Source organism: Streptomyces sp. OR43, from assembly GCF_008042275.1.
GTDB lineage: Bacteria > Actinomycetota > Actinomycetes > Streptomycetales > Streptomycetaceae > Streptomyces.
In genome coordinates this window covers 2,983,136-2,996,897 of record NZ_RDBK01000043.1, presented here as the reverse complement: position 1 = coordinate 2,996,897, position 13,762 = coordinate 2,983,136, and the positions used below count along the sequence as shown (strand labels likewise).

At 68.8% G+C, this 13,762-nt stretch carries 12 protein-coding genes and 1 riboswitch; of the genes, 7 read left to right on the top strand and 5 right to left on the bottom strand.

Annotated features, from left to right (window positions below; all coding sequences use genetic code 11):
- Positions 1 to 124: 124 nt before the first annotated feature.
- The 4 genes from EAO72_RS32545 to EAO72_RS32530 all read right to left on the bottom strand — a co-directional run bounded on the left by EAO72_RS32545 (position 125) and on the right by EAO72_RS32530 (position 4,854).
- A complete protein-coding gene (locus tag EAO72_RS32545) occupies positions 125 to 1,663 on the bottom strand; it encodes a glycoside hydrolase family 3 protein (RefSeq protein ID WP_148020653.1) in 1,539 nt (512 codons plus the stop codon).
- An 8-nt stretch (positions 1,664 to 1,671) separates the two neighbouring features.
- The gene (locus EAO72_RS32540; RefSeq protein ID WP_148020652.1) at positions 1,672 to 2,502 is read right to left on the bottom strand and encodes a carbohydrate ABC transporter permease; all 831 of its coding nucleotides are present in this window, start codon (positions 2,500 to 2,502) and stop codon (positions 1,672 to 1,674) included.
- On the bottom strand, positions 2,499 to 3,485 hold the full coding sequence (locus EAO72_RS32535; protein WP_148020651.1) for a carbohydrate ABC transporter permease: 987 nt from the start codon (positions 3,483 to 3,485) through the stop codon (positions 2,499 to 2,501). Before EAO72_RS32535 ends, EAO72_RS32540 begins: the two co-directional genes overlap by 4 nt.
- An 85-nt stretch (positions 3,486 to 3,570) precedes the next feature.
- Positions 3,571 to 4,854, bottom strand: a complete 1,284-nt coding sequence (locus EAO72_RS32530) for an extracellular solute-binding protein (protein ID WP_148020650.1) — start codon at positions 4,852 to 4,854, stop codon at positions 3,571 to 3,573.
- A 304-nt stretch (positions 4,855 to 5,158) separates the two neighbouring features.
- On the opposite strand from EAO72_RS32530, the gene EAO72_RS32525 reads away from it, so the two are divergent.
- The 6 genes from EAO72_RS32525 to EAO72_RS32500 all read left to right on the top strand — a co-directional run bounded on the left by EAO72_RS32525 (position 5,159) and on the right by EAO72_RS32500 (position 12,395).
- Positions 5,159 to 5,929: a GntR family transcriptional regulator gene (locus EAO72_RS32525; protein WP_148022165.1), complete on the top strand. Its 771-nt coding sequence runs from the start codon at positions 5,159 to 5,161 to the stop codon at positions 5,927 to 5,929.
- Positions 5,930 to 6,173: 244 nt separating this feature from the next.
- Complete coding sequence (locus EAO72_RS32520; RefSeq protein ID WP_148020649.1) at positions 6,174 to 6,428, top strand: DUF3311 domain-containing protein; 255 nt, start codon at positions 6,174 to 6,176, stop codon at positions 6,426 to 6,428.
- A complete protein-coding gene (mctP, locus tag EAO72_RS32515; protein ID WP_148020648.1) occupies positions 6,425 to 8,059 on the top strand; it encodes a monocarboxylate uptake permease MctP in 1,635 nt (544 codons plus the stop codon). Before EAO72_RS32520 ends, mctP begins: the two co-directional genes overlap by 4 nt.
- Positions 8,060 to 8,174: 115 nt before the next feature.
- Positions 8,175 to 8,687, top strand: a complete 513-nt coding sequence (locus tag EAO72_RS32510) for a GNAT family N-acetyltransferase (RefSeq protein ID WP_148020647.1) — start codon at positions 8,175 to 8,177, stop codon at positions 8,685 to 8,687.
- A 67-nt stretch (positions 8,688 to 8,754) separates the two neighbouring features.
- A riboswitch (adenosylcobalamin-variant (AdoCbl-variant) riboswitch) is annotated at positions 8,755 to 8,853 on the top strand.
- 147 nt (positions 8,854 to 9,000) lie between these two features.
- On the top strand, positions 9,001 to 11,379 hold the full coding sequence (locus EAO72_RS32505; RefSeq protein WP_148020646.1) for a ribonucleoside-diphosphate reductase subunit alpha: 2,379 nt from the start codon (positions 9,001 to 9,003) through the stop codon (positions 11,377 to 11,379).
- On the top strand, positions 11,379 to 12,395 hold the full coding sequence (locus EAO72_RS32500; RefSeq protein WP_148020645.1) for a ribonucleotide-diphosphate reductase subunit beta: 1,017 nt from the start codon (positions 11,379 to 11,381) through the stop codon (positions 12,393 to 12,395). Before EAO72_RS32505 ends, EAO72_RS32500 begins: the two co-directional genes overlap by 1 nt.
- Positions 12,396 to 12,400: 5 nt before the next feature.
- Here EAO72_RS32500 and EAO72_RS32495 read toward each other — a convergent pair whose 3' ends face one another.
- Positions 12,401 to 12,613: a hypothetical protein gene (locus tag EAO72_RS32495; protein ID WP_148020644.1), complete on the bottom strand. Its 213-nt coding sequence runs from the start codon at positions 12,611 to 12,613 to the stop codon at positions 12,401 to 12,403.
- Positions 12,614 to 12,694: 81 nt separating this feature from the next.
- Between EAO72_RS32495 and EAO72_RS32490 the strand changes: the two genes are divergently transcribed.
- Positions 12,695 to 13,669 carry a helix-turn-helix domain-containing protein gene (locus EAO72_RS32490; RefSeq protein WP_148020643.1) on the top strand — a complete coding sequence of 325 codons (975 nt, stop codon included), beginning with the start codon at positions 12,695 to 12,697 and terminating at the stop codon, positions 13,667 to 13,669.
- The last annotated feature ends 93 nt before the right edge of the window (positions 13,670 to 13,762 follow it).

The following is a 13,762-nucleotide window of genomic DNA, read 5'->3' as shown; positions in this document are numbered from 1 at the left end:
TCTCGCGTACGGGGCGTCCCGCGTGGACGTGCTGCCCTCAATCGCCGGGCGGGCTCGACGGGGACTGCCCGCCCGTCCGGTGCGAGGTTTTCGTCCTCGAACGCCGGACGGGCTTGGATTGCTGCTACTTCGGCGCCACGATCGCTTCCGCCGCTGCCAGGCCGCAGACCCTGGCGGCGCCGTGGGTGGCGATGTGGAGGGCGCCCCTGGGGTCGGCCTGGGGAACGCCCATCTCGACCACGATGGTGTCCGGGCGCGCCGCGAGCACCGCGTCGAGGGCCTCGGTCATCCACGGGTGGCGGTGCGCGTCGCGGACGACCGCGACGATGCGCCGCATCCCCGCGGCCCGCAGCACGGCGGCGCCGGGTGCCTCGGTCTCGCCGCTGTACGTGCCGGTCTCGGTGCCCGGCAGCAGCCTGGTCAGTTCGGCGGCGACGCCCCACGGGGTCTCGGCGCCGACCGCGATGTTCGCGACCGGGGTGAGCGCGGCGACGTACGCGGGCTCCGTGAGCGGTGCGGCCGTGCCGGTCACCTTCACCGCGCGGCGGGCGGCGATCAGGCCGATGTCCGAACCGGCGCCCGTGCTGTGTCCGGTGCCGGGCGCGGTCCCCTCCTGCACTGCCGCGCCCGGCTCCGAGACAGCCCCCCTGACCCGTCGCGTCCAGGACGCGAGGGCCCGTACGCGGGCGGCGGCGTCCGCCAGCCGCTCCTCGGGCAGTTCACCGGCACGGACCGCCGCGACCAGCGCGTCGCGCAGCCGCAGGACCGTGCTGTCGTCGTCGAGGCCGCCGCCGACGCAGAGCGCGTCGGCACCCGCCGCGATCGCGAGGACGGAGCCGCGCTCGATCCCGTACGTCGAGGCGATGGCCTGCATCTCCACGGCATCGGTGACGATCAGGCCGTCGTAACCCAGCTCCTCGCGCAGCAGACCGGTCAGGATCTGCGGGCTCAGGGTCGCCGGGCGGTGCGGGTCGAGCGCGGGGAGCAGGATATGCGCGCTCATCACCGATTTGGAACCCGCCGCGATGGCCGCCCGGAAAGGCACCAGTTCACGGGCGTGCAGGGTCTCCAGGTCCACGTCGATGCGGGGCAGCGCGTGGTGGGAGTCGACCGCGGTGTCGCCGTGCCCCGGGAAGTGCTTGGTGCAGGCGGCGACGCCGGCGGCCTGGAGGCCCTCGACGTACGCGGCGGTGTGCCGGGCGACCAGATGGGGGTCGGCGCCGAAGGACCGCACCCCGATGACCGGGTTGCCGGGGTTGGAGTTGACGTCCGCGGAGGGCGCCCAGTTGAGGTTGACGCCGCAGTCGGCAAGCCGGCGGCCCAGCTCCTGGGCGACGGCGCGGGTCAGGGCGACGTCGTCGACGGAGCCGAGCGCCAGGTTGCCCGGGAAGGACGAGCCGTGCCGCACCTCCAGACGGGTGACGTCGCCGCCCTCCTCGTCGATCGCGACGAGCACGTCGTCACGCTCGGCGCGGAGCTGGGCGGTGAGCGCGGCGAGCTGCTCGGGCGACTCGATGTTGCGGCCGAACAGCCCGACGGACGAGAGGCCTTCGCCGACCCGGCGCAGCAGCCAGTCCGGTGCCGTGGTGCCGGTGAAACCCGGCTGAAGGACGGCGAGGGCGTCGCGGGTGACGGTGTCCGTGGTGGATGTGAGGGTGGTCATGGGAGGCGTTATCCCTTCACTGCGCCGTCGGTGAGACCGCTGACGGCCTTGCGCTGCAGGTAGATGAAGAGGATCAGGATCGGAATCGCGAAGAGCGAGGAGGCCGCCATGGTCGCTCCCCAGTCGTCCCCGAACGCGGTCTGGAACTGCGAGAGCCAGAGCGGAAGGGTCTGGGACTCGATGTCCTTGTTGAGGATGAGGACCAGCGGGAACTCGTTCCAGGCGGTGATGAAACCGAAGAGCGAGGTCGCCATGAGGCCGGGGCCGAGCAGGGGCAGGATCACCTTCCTGAACGCCTGCGGGCGGGTGCAGCCGTCCACCATGGCGGACTCCTCCAGCTCCTTGGGCACCGCGGCGACGTAGCCGCGCAGCGTCAGGATGGTGAAGGGCAGGACCATCATCATGTAGAAGGCCGTCAGCGGGACCAGGCTGTTCAGCATGTCGGCGTCGCGGACCAGCATGTAGATCGCGATGACCATGACTTCCCAGGGCGCCATCTGCGCGATCATGAACGTCAGCAGGATGCCGCGGCGGCCCTTGAAGCGCATCCGTGCCATCGCGAAGGACGCCAGCAGGGCGATCACCAGCGAGGCGACCACGGAGACGATCGTCACCGTGAACGAGTTGCGGACCAGGGTCCAGAAGTGGTCCGCCGCCATGGCCTTCTTGAAGTGCTCGAAGGTGATGTCGGTGGGGAACCACACGGGGGTGTCGGTGATGATGTCGCCGGTCGGCTTGAAGGCCGTGCTGAACATCCAGTAGACGGGGAACGCGAAGCCTATGAAGAGGACGACAGCCGTCAGGTTGGGCCAGATCCGGCCGAACAGTGAGCGCTTCACAGCTCGTCCTCCTCTTGCTTGAGTACGGTGCGCAGGTAGTAAGCGGTCATCGCCAGCAGGACGATGATCGTCAGGAACGAGATGGCCGCACCCATACCGAAGTGCTGGTTGCCGACGCCTTCGACGAACGCGTAGACGGGCAGGGTCTCGGTGAGCCGGTCGGGGCCGCCGCCGTTGATCGCGAAGAGCTGGGCGAAGGACTTGAAGACCCAGATGACTTCGAGGAACGTCGTGGCCAGCAGGAACGGCTTGAGGAAGGGCAGCGTCACCAGGGTGAAGCTCTTCCAGGAGTTGGCGCCGTCGAGCGAGGCGGCCTCGTACAGTTCCTTGGGGATCGTCGTCGACGCCGCGTACAGGTTGATCGCGACGAACGGAATGGACTGCCAGACGATCACCAGCGTGACCAGCGAGAAGGTGGACAGCTGACTGCTCGTCCAGTTGAAGTCGGCCATCGAGTGCCAGCCGAGGCTGTCGAGGACGTAGTTGACGACCCCGAACCGCTGGGCGAACAGCCACTGGTAGACCGTCGTCGCCGCGATCATCGGCATGGCCCAGGCGAGCACCAGGCCCAGCATGAGCACCAGTCGCATCTTCTTGCCCAGCCGCGCGAGCAGGAGCCCGACCATCATCCCGAGCACCATGATCAGGACGACGTTGGCGGCGGTGAAGAGGACCGACCGCTCGACGACCCTCCAGAAGTCCGAGCTGCCGAGGACTTCCTTGTAGTTGTCGATCCCGTTCCACTCGGTCAGGTGGAGGATCAGCTGGCGCGGGTTGAGGTTCTGGAACGACAGCATGCCGTTCTTGACCAGTGGGTAGCCCAGGAGCACCGCTGTGACGAGCAGTGCGGGCACGAGGAGGAGGTAGGGGGCCGAGCCACCGGTCCGCCCTCTGCTCGACGCGGCGGGGCCGCCGGAAGGAGCGTCGTCCTTGCGGACGCCGGCTGCCGGGACCGAGTCCACATTTTCGGTCTGCACTGACATGCTCGCCATCTCTGTCTTGGACCGTACGTTCGAGTCACGCGGGTGCGCCGGGGGGCGGTCGTTGCCCGCCCCCCGGCGCGTGCGATCAGCTCTTCTGCGAGAGACGCTTGTTGATCTCCGACTCGACCGCCTTGGCGGCGTCGGCCGGGGACTTTCCGTTCAGAACCGCGGTCATGTAGCTCTTGATCGGGTTCGGCGCGTTCTCGACAGCGGCCCACTCGGGGATGAGCGGGGTGGTGCCACCGGCGGCGGCGGCCGGGGCGGCGGCCTCGGCGGCACCGTTTCCGGTCAGGTTGGAGTTGAGCGACTCCTTGTTCGGGATGACGCCGTTCTCCTTGGCCAGCTGGCCCTCGAACTGGTCGGACAGCGAGAGCTTCAGGAACTCCTTGGCGAGGTCCTGCTTCTTGCTGCCTGCGGCGACCGCGAAGTTCGAGCCACCGAGGAAGACGCCCTCGGGCTTGTCGGCGGTCTCACCCGGGATGGTGAAGTAGCCGATGTCGCTCTCGATCTTCTTGTTGGCCGCGATGGCCGTGCCGGCTTCCCAGCCCATGCCGATGAAGGCACCGACGTTGCCCTTGGCGAAGACCTCGGCCTGCTGCGGGGTGGCCTCGTCCTTGTCCTTGGGAGCCTTGGAGTAGCCCTGGTACTTCTTGTAGAGCTCCATGGCCGCGGTGACCTTGGGGTCGGAGAGGTTGGAGACGTACTTGTCGCCTTCCTTCTTCACGAGGTCAGCGCCCTGGCCGATGGTCAGGCCGTCGAAGAAGTACCAGTTCTGGCCGGGCAGGTAGATCGGCTCGGCCTTGCCCTTCGCCTTGATGGCGTCCAGGTCCTTGAAGAACTCGTCCCGCGTCTTCGGGGTGTCCTTGATGCCGGCGTCGGCCCAGACCTTCTTGTTGTAGATGACGACGCGGTTGGCGAAGTACCACGGGGCGGCGTACTGCTTGCCGTCGAAGACCGAGGACTCGTTGAGCGCCTCGACCCAGTCGCCGCCGATCTCCTTCTTGAGGTCGCTCAGGTCGGAGAGACCGCCGGTGGCCGCGTAGGCCGGGGTCTGGGTGTTGCCGACCTCGATGACGTCCGGCGGGGTGGACTCGGAGAGCGCCGTCGTGATCTTCTGCTGAATGCCGTCCCACTTCTGGGTCTCGAACTTCAGCTTGGCGCCGGTCTTCTTCTCGAAGGCGGCGGTCAGGTCCTTGGTCCAGCCGGGAGGCGTCGAGCCGTCCATCGCCCAGACGGTCAGCGTCTGGCCCTTGTAGCTGTCGGGGCCGGTCTTCTTGCTGCTGCTGTCGGTCTTGTCGTCCGAGCCACATGCAGTGGCACCGGCCAACAGAGCCACGACGCCAATGGCCGCGATGAGTCCACGCTTCACGACACCCTCCTCAGGGATGCAAGAGATTCCCCCCACCACCCGAGAACGCCGTCCGCCGCACAATCACATGCGGTGGGTACTGCCCGTGGGGCTGGGACCTGGTCTTTAATGGTTTAGACCAGTACCGGGAGCTTGGCCTAGACCTTTAGGGGTGTCAAGGGTGTATAAGAAGTGCACTCGCGTCCGTTACAGGACCGACACCTGAGGGAGGGCGACGAGCCGTGACCGGACCGTGCCACCATGTGAGCCGCGACAGACGGAGGAGCCGGTGACGGCAGCAACGCAGCAGTCGGGAAGGCGGGCCATGGGTGCCGACGGGGGCAGTACGGAGAACGAGACGGGCGGGGGCGCGGGCACGCGTACCGCGCGCGTCCCGAAGTACTACCGGCTGAAGCGACATCTGCTCGACATGACGGACACGATGCCGCCGGGCACCCCCGTGCCCCCCGAGCGCACCCTGGCCGCCGAGTTCGACACCTCGCGCACCACCGTGCGCCAGGCACTTCAGGAACTGGTCGTCGAGGGGCGGCTGGAGCGCATCCAGGGCAAGGGCACCTTCGTCGCCAAGCCGAAGGTCTCGCAGGCCCTGCAGCTCACCTCGTACACCGAGGACATGCGCGCCCAGGGGCTGGAACCGACGTCCCAGCTACTGGACATCGGCTATGTGACGGCCGACGACACGCTCGCCGGCCTGCTCGACATCACCACGGGCGGTCGCGTGCTGCGGATCGAACGGCTGCGCCTGGCGAGCGGTGAGCCGATGGCGATCGAGACCACCCACCTCTCGGCCAAACGCTTTCCCGCGCTGCGGCGTTCGCTGGTGAAGTACACGTCCCTGTACACGGCCCTGGCCGAGGTGTACGACGTGCGGCTGGCGGAGGCCGAGGAGACCATCGAGACCTCCCTCGCCACCCCGCGCGAGGCCGGCCTGCTCGGCACGGACGTGGGCCTGCCGATGCTCATGCTGTCCCGGCACTCACTGGACGGACAGGGCGAGCCGGTCGAATGGGTCCGCTCGGTCTACCGAGGCGACCGCTACAAGTTCGTGGCCCGCCTGAAGCGTCCGCTGGACTGAGCCGCCCGCACTCCGAACAGCCCTCGTGGAAGCGTTCCCACGGGGGCTGTTCGCTGTCCCGCCCCTCGAACGACCGTTGGTCTGCACCAACTCACCGACGTATGACGTCATTTCGACCATCTGTCCGACACATCAGGACCGTTGCCGGACCGCAATGCGGACAGGGGGTGACGGTGGCCGGAACCCTCGCCTAGATTTCCTGCCCATTACAACTGGTGATCAGTGAGGGGACGGAGTCGCCGCCATGCCGGAAGAGCCAGAAGGAAAACCACCGACCGTCACACCGGTACGGGTGGTCATCGCCCTGTGTCTCGTCGCGCCGTTCGTGGCGATGCTCTGGGTGAGTTCGTACGCCAAGGTCGACCCGACCTTCATCGGGATCCCGTTCTTCTACTGGTACCAGATGCTCTGGGTGCTGATCTCGACGGCGCTCACGATGGTCGCGTACAAGCTGTGGCAGCGTGACCAGCGCGCCCGCAAGGGGGGTGCGTCAGCATGAAGGACGGCGTGAACGGCGTCGCGCTCGGCGTCTTCATCTTCTTCTTCCTGGCCGTCACGGTCATCGGCTTCATGGCCGCCCGGTGGCGCAAGGCCGAGAACGAGGCCAGCCTCGACGAATGGGGGCTGGGCGGCAGGTCGTTCGGCACCTGGGTCACCTGGTTCCTGCTCGGCGGCGACCTCTACACCGCGTACACCTTCGTCGCCGTTCCCGCGGCGATCTACGCGGCGGGCGCGGCCGGCTTCTTCGCGGTTCCGTACACCATCCTGGTGTACCCGCTGATCTTCACCTTCCTGCCGCGTCTGTGGTCGGTGTCGCACAAGCACGGCTACGTCACCACCTCGGACTTCGTCCGCGGCCGCTTCGGCTCCAAGGGGCTGTCGCTGGCGGTCGCCGTCACCGGCATCCTCGCCACGATGCCCTACATCGCCCTCCAACTCGTCGGCATCCAGGCGGTGCTGGACGTGATGGGTGTCGGCGGCGGCGAGAACACGCACTGGTTCATCAAGGACCTGCCGCTGCTGATCGCGTTCGCGGTGCTCGCCGCGTACACGTACTCCTCCGGGCTGCGCGCCCCCGCGCTGATCGCGTTCGTCAAGGACGGGCTGATCTACCTGGTCATCGCCGTGGCGATCATCTACATCCCGATCAAGCTCGGCGGCTTCGACGACATCTTCGCCAAGGCGGGCGAGGCGTTCTCGGCGAAGAACGAGGCGGCCGGGAAACCCGTGGCCGGACTCGCCCCCGGCGAGGCGGGCCAGTGGGGTTACGCCACCCTGGCGCTCGGCTCGGCGCTGGCTCTCTTCATGTATCCGCACTCGATCACGGCGACGCTCTCCAGCCGCAGCCGGGACGTGATCCGCCGCAACACGACGATCCTGCCGCTGTACTCGCTGATGCTGGGGCTGCTCGCGCTGCTCGGTTTCATGGCGATCGCCGCCGGCGTCAAGGTGGACAACGGCCAGCTGGCGATCCCGCAGCTGTTCGAGAACATGTTCCCCGACTGGTTCGCGGGCGTGGCCTTCGCCGCCATCGGCATCGGCGCCCTGGTCCCCGCCGCGATCATGTCGATCGCCGCGGCGAACCTGTTCACCCGCAACATCTACAAGGACTTCCTGAAGCCCGACGCCACACCCGCGCAGGAGACCAAGGTCTCCAAGCTGGTGTCGCTGCTGGTGAAGGTCGGCGCGCTCGCCTTCGTCCTCACCATGGACAAGACGGTCGCGATCAACTTCCAGCTGCTCGGCGGGATCTGGATCCTCCAGACGATGCCGGCCCTGGTCGGTGGACTGTTCACCCGCTGGTTCCACCGCTGGGCGCTGCTCGCGGGCTGGGCGGTCGGCATGCTGTACGGCACGATCGCCGCGTACGGGGTCGCCAGTCCGACCCAGAAGCACTTCGGCGGGTCCTCCAAGGAGATCCCCGGAATCGGCGAGATCGGCTACATCGGTCTGACGGCCTTCGTGCTGAACGTCGTGGTCGTCGTCGTCCTCACCTTCGTCCTGAACGCCGTGAAGGCGCCCGCCGGGGTCGACGAGACCTCCCCGGGCGACTACACCGCGGACGCGGGCGACCCGGGCGTGAAGACGGAGCTCCCGCCGGCCACCGCCGGCGCTCCGGGCGGTCACTGACCGCCCGCTGCGCGAACGGGCCGCCGCACCCTCCCCGGAGAGGCGCGGCGGCCCGTTCGCACGTCGTGCGGAAATCGCTTGCGGTCACGGCCCGCCCGTGCGGCAGACTCCTCCCATGGACATGACGATCCGGCCGATCGAGCCAGCCGAGCACGCACGTCTCGCCGAGATCACCGCCGAGGCCTATCTGGGCGACGGACTCCTGGAGTTCGGCGACGGCGATCCGTACCTGGCGCAGCTGCGCGACGTCCCCCGCCGGGCGGCCGAGGCCGAGGTGCTGGTGGCCGCCGACGCGCAAGGGCGCGTTCTGGGCGGCGTCACATACGCGCCCCCGGGGAACCCGTGGGCCGACATCGCGACGGCGGACGAGGCGGAGTTCCGGACGCTGGCCGTCTCCCGCGAGGCTCGGGGCGCAGGAGCCGGGGAAGCGCTCGTACGGGCCTGTATCGACCGCGCACGGGCCACCACGGGGGTCTCGGGGATCGTCCTGTCGACGCAGCCGGCGATGCACGGGGCCCACCGGATCTACCGGCGCCTCGGCTTCGTCCGCACCCCCGACAGGGACTGGAGCCCCGTCGCCGACCTGACCCTGCTGACGTTCCGTCTGGAGCTGCACACTTCGGCATAAGAGGGAGCACGACACAACATGTGGGGGCTGCCGCATCCGGCAGCCCCCACATGTATGCTCATGCTCGCTGTCGCCGCAGGGAAATCCGGTGCGAATCCGGAACTGTCCCGCAACGGTGTGACCGGTGTGCTTTTGCGCACCCCCTAGTCCGAGGTCCTGCCGACAGCGCATCCGGCTCGACCGATCCGGATGCCCAGACGTCCGGGCCTCGTGGATGGGCCGGTGGACGCCGTACGGAGCGCTGCCCCGCCGCGCTCCGCCCGGCCGCCCTCCGCTCCCCGAAGGCCCCGAGCCGAGCGAGGGAGAGCACCGCGTGACCATCGCGCCAGCCGGTCCGGTTTCAGCGGCCGAATCAACGGGAACCACGAGCGACGGACCGGGAACCGCACTGCTGCGGACCCTGACCGACCTCACCGCCGATCTGCCCGACACCGACCCCGGACGCGTCGCCGCCGCCGCGCTGCGCGGCCGCAACGCCCGGTCGGACGAGGCCGAGCTGCGCTCGCTGGCCACCGAGGCCGCCGCGGGCCTGATCTCCGAGGACCCCGCCTACTCCCGGCTCGCCGCCCGCCTCCTCACCCGCACCATCGCGGACGAGGCGGCCGGACAGGGCGCGACGTCGTTCTCCGCGTCGGTCGCCGTCGGGCACCGCGAGGGCCTGATCGCCGACCGCACCGCCGAGTTCGTGACCCTCCACGCCGCCGCCCTCGACGCGCTGGTCGGGCAGTCGCTCGCCGACGGCGCGGACGACCGCTTCGGCTACTTCGGCCTGCGTACCCTGCACAGCCGCTATCTGCTGCGCCACCCGCTCACCCGTGAGGTCATCGAGACCCCGCAGCACTTCATGCTGCGCGTCGCCGCCGGCCTCGCCGAGGACACCTCCGCGCGCGCCCTGGACGAGGTGGCCGCGCTGTACGGGCTGATGAGCCGGCTGGACTACCTGCCCTCCTCCCCCACACTGTTCAACTCCGGTACCCGGCACCCGCAGATGTCCTCCTGCTACCTGCTGGACTCGCCGCTGGACGAGCTGGACTCGATCTACGACCGCTACCACCAGGTGGCGCGCCTGTCGAAGCACGCGGGCGGCATCGGCCTCTCGTACTCCCGTATCCGTGCCCGCGGTTCGCTGATCCGCGGCACCAACGGGCACTCCAACGGCATCGTGCCGTTCCTGAAGACGCTCGACGCCTCCGTCGCCGCCGTCAACCAGGGCGGCCGGCGCAAGGGCGCCGCCGCCGTCTACCTGGAGACGTGGCACGCGGACATCGAGGAGTTCCTGGAGCTGCGCGACAACACGGGCGAGGACCAGCGGCGTACGCACAACCTCAACCTGGCGCACTGGATCCCCGACGAGTTCATGCGCCGGGTCGACGCGGACGGCGCCTGGTCGCTGTTCTCGCCGGCCGACGTGCCGGAACTGGTCGACCTGTGGGGCGACGCGTTCGACGCCGCGTACCGGGCCGCCGAGGCCAAGGGCCTGGCCCGCAAGACCATGCCGGCCCGTGAGCTCTACGGCCGCATGATGCGGACCCTCGCCCAGACCGGCCAGGGCTGGATGACGTTCAAGGACGCCTCCAACCGGACCGCGAACCAGACCGCCGAGCCGGGCCGGGTCGTGCACTCGTCGAACCTGTGCACCGAGATCCTCGAAGTCACCGACGACGGCGAGACGGCCGTCTGCAACCTGGGGTCGGTCAACCTCGGCGCCTTCGTCACCGGCGGCACCCTCGACTGGGAGCGCCTGGACGCCACCGTGCGTACGGCCGTGACGTTCCTCGACCGGGTCGTGGACATCAACTTCTACCCGACCGAGCAGGCCGGCCGGTCCAACGCCCGCTGGCGGCCGGTGGGCCTGGGTGCGATGGGTCTCCAGGACGTCTTCTTCCAGCTGCGGCTGCCCTTCGACTCCCCCGAGGCCCGCGCGCTGTCGACGAAGATCTCCGAGCGCATCATGCTCGCGGCGTACGAGGCGTCCTGCGACCTCGCGGAGCGCTCGGGTCCGCTGCCCGCCTGGTCCGAGACGCGTGCCGCCCGCGGTGTGCTGCACCCGGACCACTACGACACCGAGCTGAACTGGCCGGAGCGCTGGGACGCGCTGCGCGCCCGGGTCGCGAAGACCGGGATGCGCAACTCCCTGCTCCTGGCCATCGCGCCGACGGCGACGATCGCCTCGATCGCGGGCGTGTACGAGTGCATCGAGCCGCAGGTCTCCAACCTCTTCAAGCGCGAGACGCTCAGCGGTGAGTTCCTCCAGGTCAACGCCTATCTGGTGGACGAGCTGAAGAAGCTCGGCGTGTGGGACGCGCGGACCCGTGAGGCGCTGCGCGAGGCGAGCGGCTCGGTGCAGGGCTTCGCGTGGATCCCCGAGGACGTGCGGGCGCTGTACCGCACCGCGTGGGAGATCCCGCAGCGCGGACTGATCGACATGGCGGCGGCCCGTACGCCGTTCCTCGACCAGAGCCAGTCGCTGAACCTGTTCCTGGAGACGCCGACGATCGGCAAGCTCTCCTCGATGTACGCCTACGCCTGGAAGCAGGGGCTGAAGACGACGTACTACCTGCGCTCCCGCCCGGCGACCCGGATCGCCCGCGCGGCGTCCGCCGCCACCGTCCCCGAGCAGGCACCCGCGCCCGACGCGGACGCGATCGCCTGTTCCCTGGAAAACCCCGAGTCCTGCGAGGCCTGCCAGTAATGAGCTCCACCGACAACAAGAACCTGCTGGACCCGGGCTTCGAACTGACCCTGCGGCCGATGCGCTACCCGGACTTCTACGAACGCTACCGGGACGCGATCAAGAACACCTGGCACGTGGAGGAGGTCGACCTCCACTCCGACGTGGCGGACCTCGCCAAGATGTCGCCCGCCGAGCAGCATCTGATCGGCCGGCTGGTGGCGTTCTTCGCGACCGGTGACTCGATCGTCTCGAACAACCTCGTGCTGACGCTGTACAAGCACATCAACTCCCCCGAGGCGCGGCTGTACCTGTCGCGGCAGCTCTTCGAGGAGGCCGTGCACGTCCAGTTCTATCTGACGCTGCTCGACACGTACCTGCCCGACCCGGACGACCGGGCGGCGGCGTTCGACGCGGTCGAGGAGATCCCGTCGATCCGCGAGAAGGCGCAGTTCTGCTTCCGGTGGATGGATTCGGTCGAGAAGATCGACCGGCTGGAGACGAAGGCCGACCGCCGCCGTTTCCTGCTGAACCTGATCTGCTTCGCCGCGTGCATCGAGGGGCTGTTCTTCTACGGCGCCTTCGCCTACGTGTACTGGTTCCGCTCCCGCGGGCTGCTGCACGGTCTCGCCACGGGCACCAACTGGGTGTTCCGTGACGAGACGATGCATATGAACTTCGCGTTCGAGGTCGTGGACACCGTCCGCAAGGAGGAGCCCGATCTCTTCGACGACGCGCTCCAGCAGCAGGTCACCGACATGCTGAAGGAGGCCGTCGAGGCGGAGCTGCAGTTCGGCCGCGACCTGTGCGGCGAGGGCCTGCCCGGGATGAACACCGAGTCGATGCGCCAGTACCTGGAGTGCGTCGCCGACCAGCGGCTCACCCGGCTGGGCTTCCCGGCCGTGTACGGCTCGGAGAACCCGTTCTCGTTCATGGAACTCCAGGGCGTCCAGGAGCTGACGAACTTCTTCGAGCGCCGCCCGTCCGCCTACCAGGTGGCGGTCGAGGGAACGGTCGGCTTCGACGACGACTTCTAGATCCTTCAGATCCTCGCCCAGCTTCTGACGTACGGACGCCGTGCGGCCCTCACCGGCCGTGCGGCGTCCGCCGTTCGCGGGGGTTCGGCGCTCCGGGCCCGTTCCGCTTCCCGGAGCTCGCGGTCGATGCGGCGTTCGCGGACGACGCCGATCAGCGCCGGCAGCAGGACGAGAGCGAAAACAGCCGATATGCCCATGACGTTCTGGAATGTGTTCATGCCTCTACTGTCGTCTGTCCGGACCGATCCCGGCAGTGGCAGGACTGTCATAGAGCATCGAATTACTGCCACACTGGGGTCATGCTGAACAATGTCGCCGCCCTGCTCCTCGACGAGGTCCATCCCTTCGAACTCGGCGTCCTGTGCGAGGTCTTCGGACTCGACCGCAGCGACGAGGGTCTGCCGGTCCACGATTTCGCCGTGGTCTCCGCCGAGGGCCCGGTCCTCCAGACCCACGCCGGCTTCACCATCAGCACCCCCTACGGCCTCGACCGCCTGGAGGAGGCCGACCTCATCGCCATCCCGGCCGGCAGCCGTTTCGGCGACCGGGGGTTCCCCGAGGAGGCCCTGGAGGCGCTGCGCCGGGCCGTGGGCCGCGGGGCCAGGGTGCTGAGCGTCTGCTCGGGGGCGTACATGCTCGGCGCGGCCGGTCTGCTGGACGGCCGGCGCTGCACCACCCACTGGCGGCACGCCGACGAGCTGGCCCGCCGCTTCCCGCGGGCGATCGTCGAGCCGGACGTGCTGTACGTGGACGAGGGCTCCGTCATCACCTCGGCGGGCACGGCCGCCGGGATCGACGCCTGTCTGCACCTGGTCCGCCAGGCGTACGGCCCCGCCGCCGCCAACACCATCGCCCGGCGCATGGTGGTTCCGCCGCACCGGGACGGCGGGCAGGCGCAGTACATCCAGCGCCCGCTGCCCCGGGACCGCTGCGACACGGTCGGCGACACGCTCGCCTGGATGGAACGCCACCTCGACCAGGAGATGACCGTCGAACAGCTCGCCGCCCAGGCGCACATGTCACCGCGCACGTTCGCCCGCCGCTTCCAGCAGGAGACCGGCACCACGCCGTACCGCTGGCTGCTGCGCCAGCGGGTTCTCCTGGCGCAGCACCTCCTGGAGACATCCGATGAAACGATGGATACGATCGCTGGTCAGACCGGCTTCGGCAATGCCGCCGCACTCCGCCACCAATTCGTACGCTCCCTGGGAACCACGCCGAACGCGTATCGCCGGACCTTCCGCGGCCCGGCTGATTTGACCGAAGTAGCCTGACTCACAGATCTGACGTCGGATCATTCGTCCAACTCTTTCCCTCACCTGTCCATGGACCGGGCCGTCACAGAAGCGTCAGGGTCGGGCGCATGG

Excerpts from the sequence above, each read along its gene's own strand:
- EAO72_RS32545 (WP_148020653.1), bottom strand. The coding sequence starts at position 1,663 with ATGACCACCCTCACATCCACCACGGACACCGTCACCCGCGACGCCCTC.
- EAO72_RS32535 (WP_148020651.1), bottom strand. The coding sequence starts at position 3,485 with ATGTCAGTGCAGACCGAAAATGTGGACTCGGTCCCGGCAGCCGGCGTC.
- EAO72_RS32525 (WP_148022165.1), top strand. The coding sequence starts at position 5,159 with ATGGGTGCCGACGGGGGCAGTACGGAGAACGAGACGGGCGGGGGCGCG.
- EAO72_RS32520 (WP_148020649.1), top strand. The coding sequence starts at position 6,174 with ATGCCGGAAGAGCCAGAAGGAAAACCACCGACCGTCACACCGGTACGG.
- mctP (WP_148020648.1), top strand. The coding sequence starts at position 6,425 with ATGAAGGACGGCGTGAACGGCGTCGCGCTCGGCGTCTTCATCTTCTTC.
- EAO72_RS32510 (WP_148020647.1), top strand. The coding sequence starts at position 8,175 with ATGGACATGACGATCCGGCCGATCGAGCCAGCCGAGCACGCACGTCTC.
- EAO72_RS32500 (WP_148020645.1), top strand. The coding sequence starts at position 11,379 with ATGAGCTCCACCGACAACAAGAACCTGCTGGACCCGGGCTTCGAACTG.
- EAO72_RS32495 (WP_148020644.1), bottom strand. The coding sequence starts at position 12,613 with ATGAACACATTCCAGAACGTCATGGGCATATCGGCTGTTTTCGCTCTC.
- EAO72_RS32490 (WP_148020643.1), top strand. The coding sequence starts at position 12,695 with ATGCTGAACAATGTCGCCGCCCTGCTCCTCGACGAGGTCCATCCCTTC.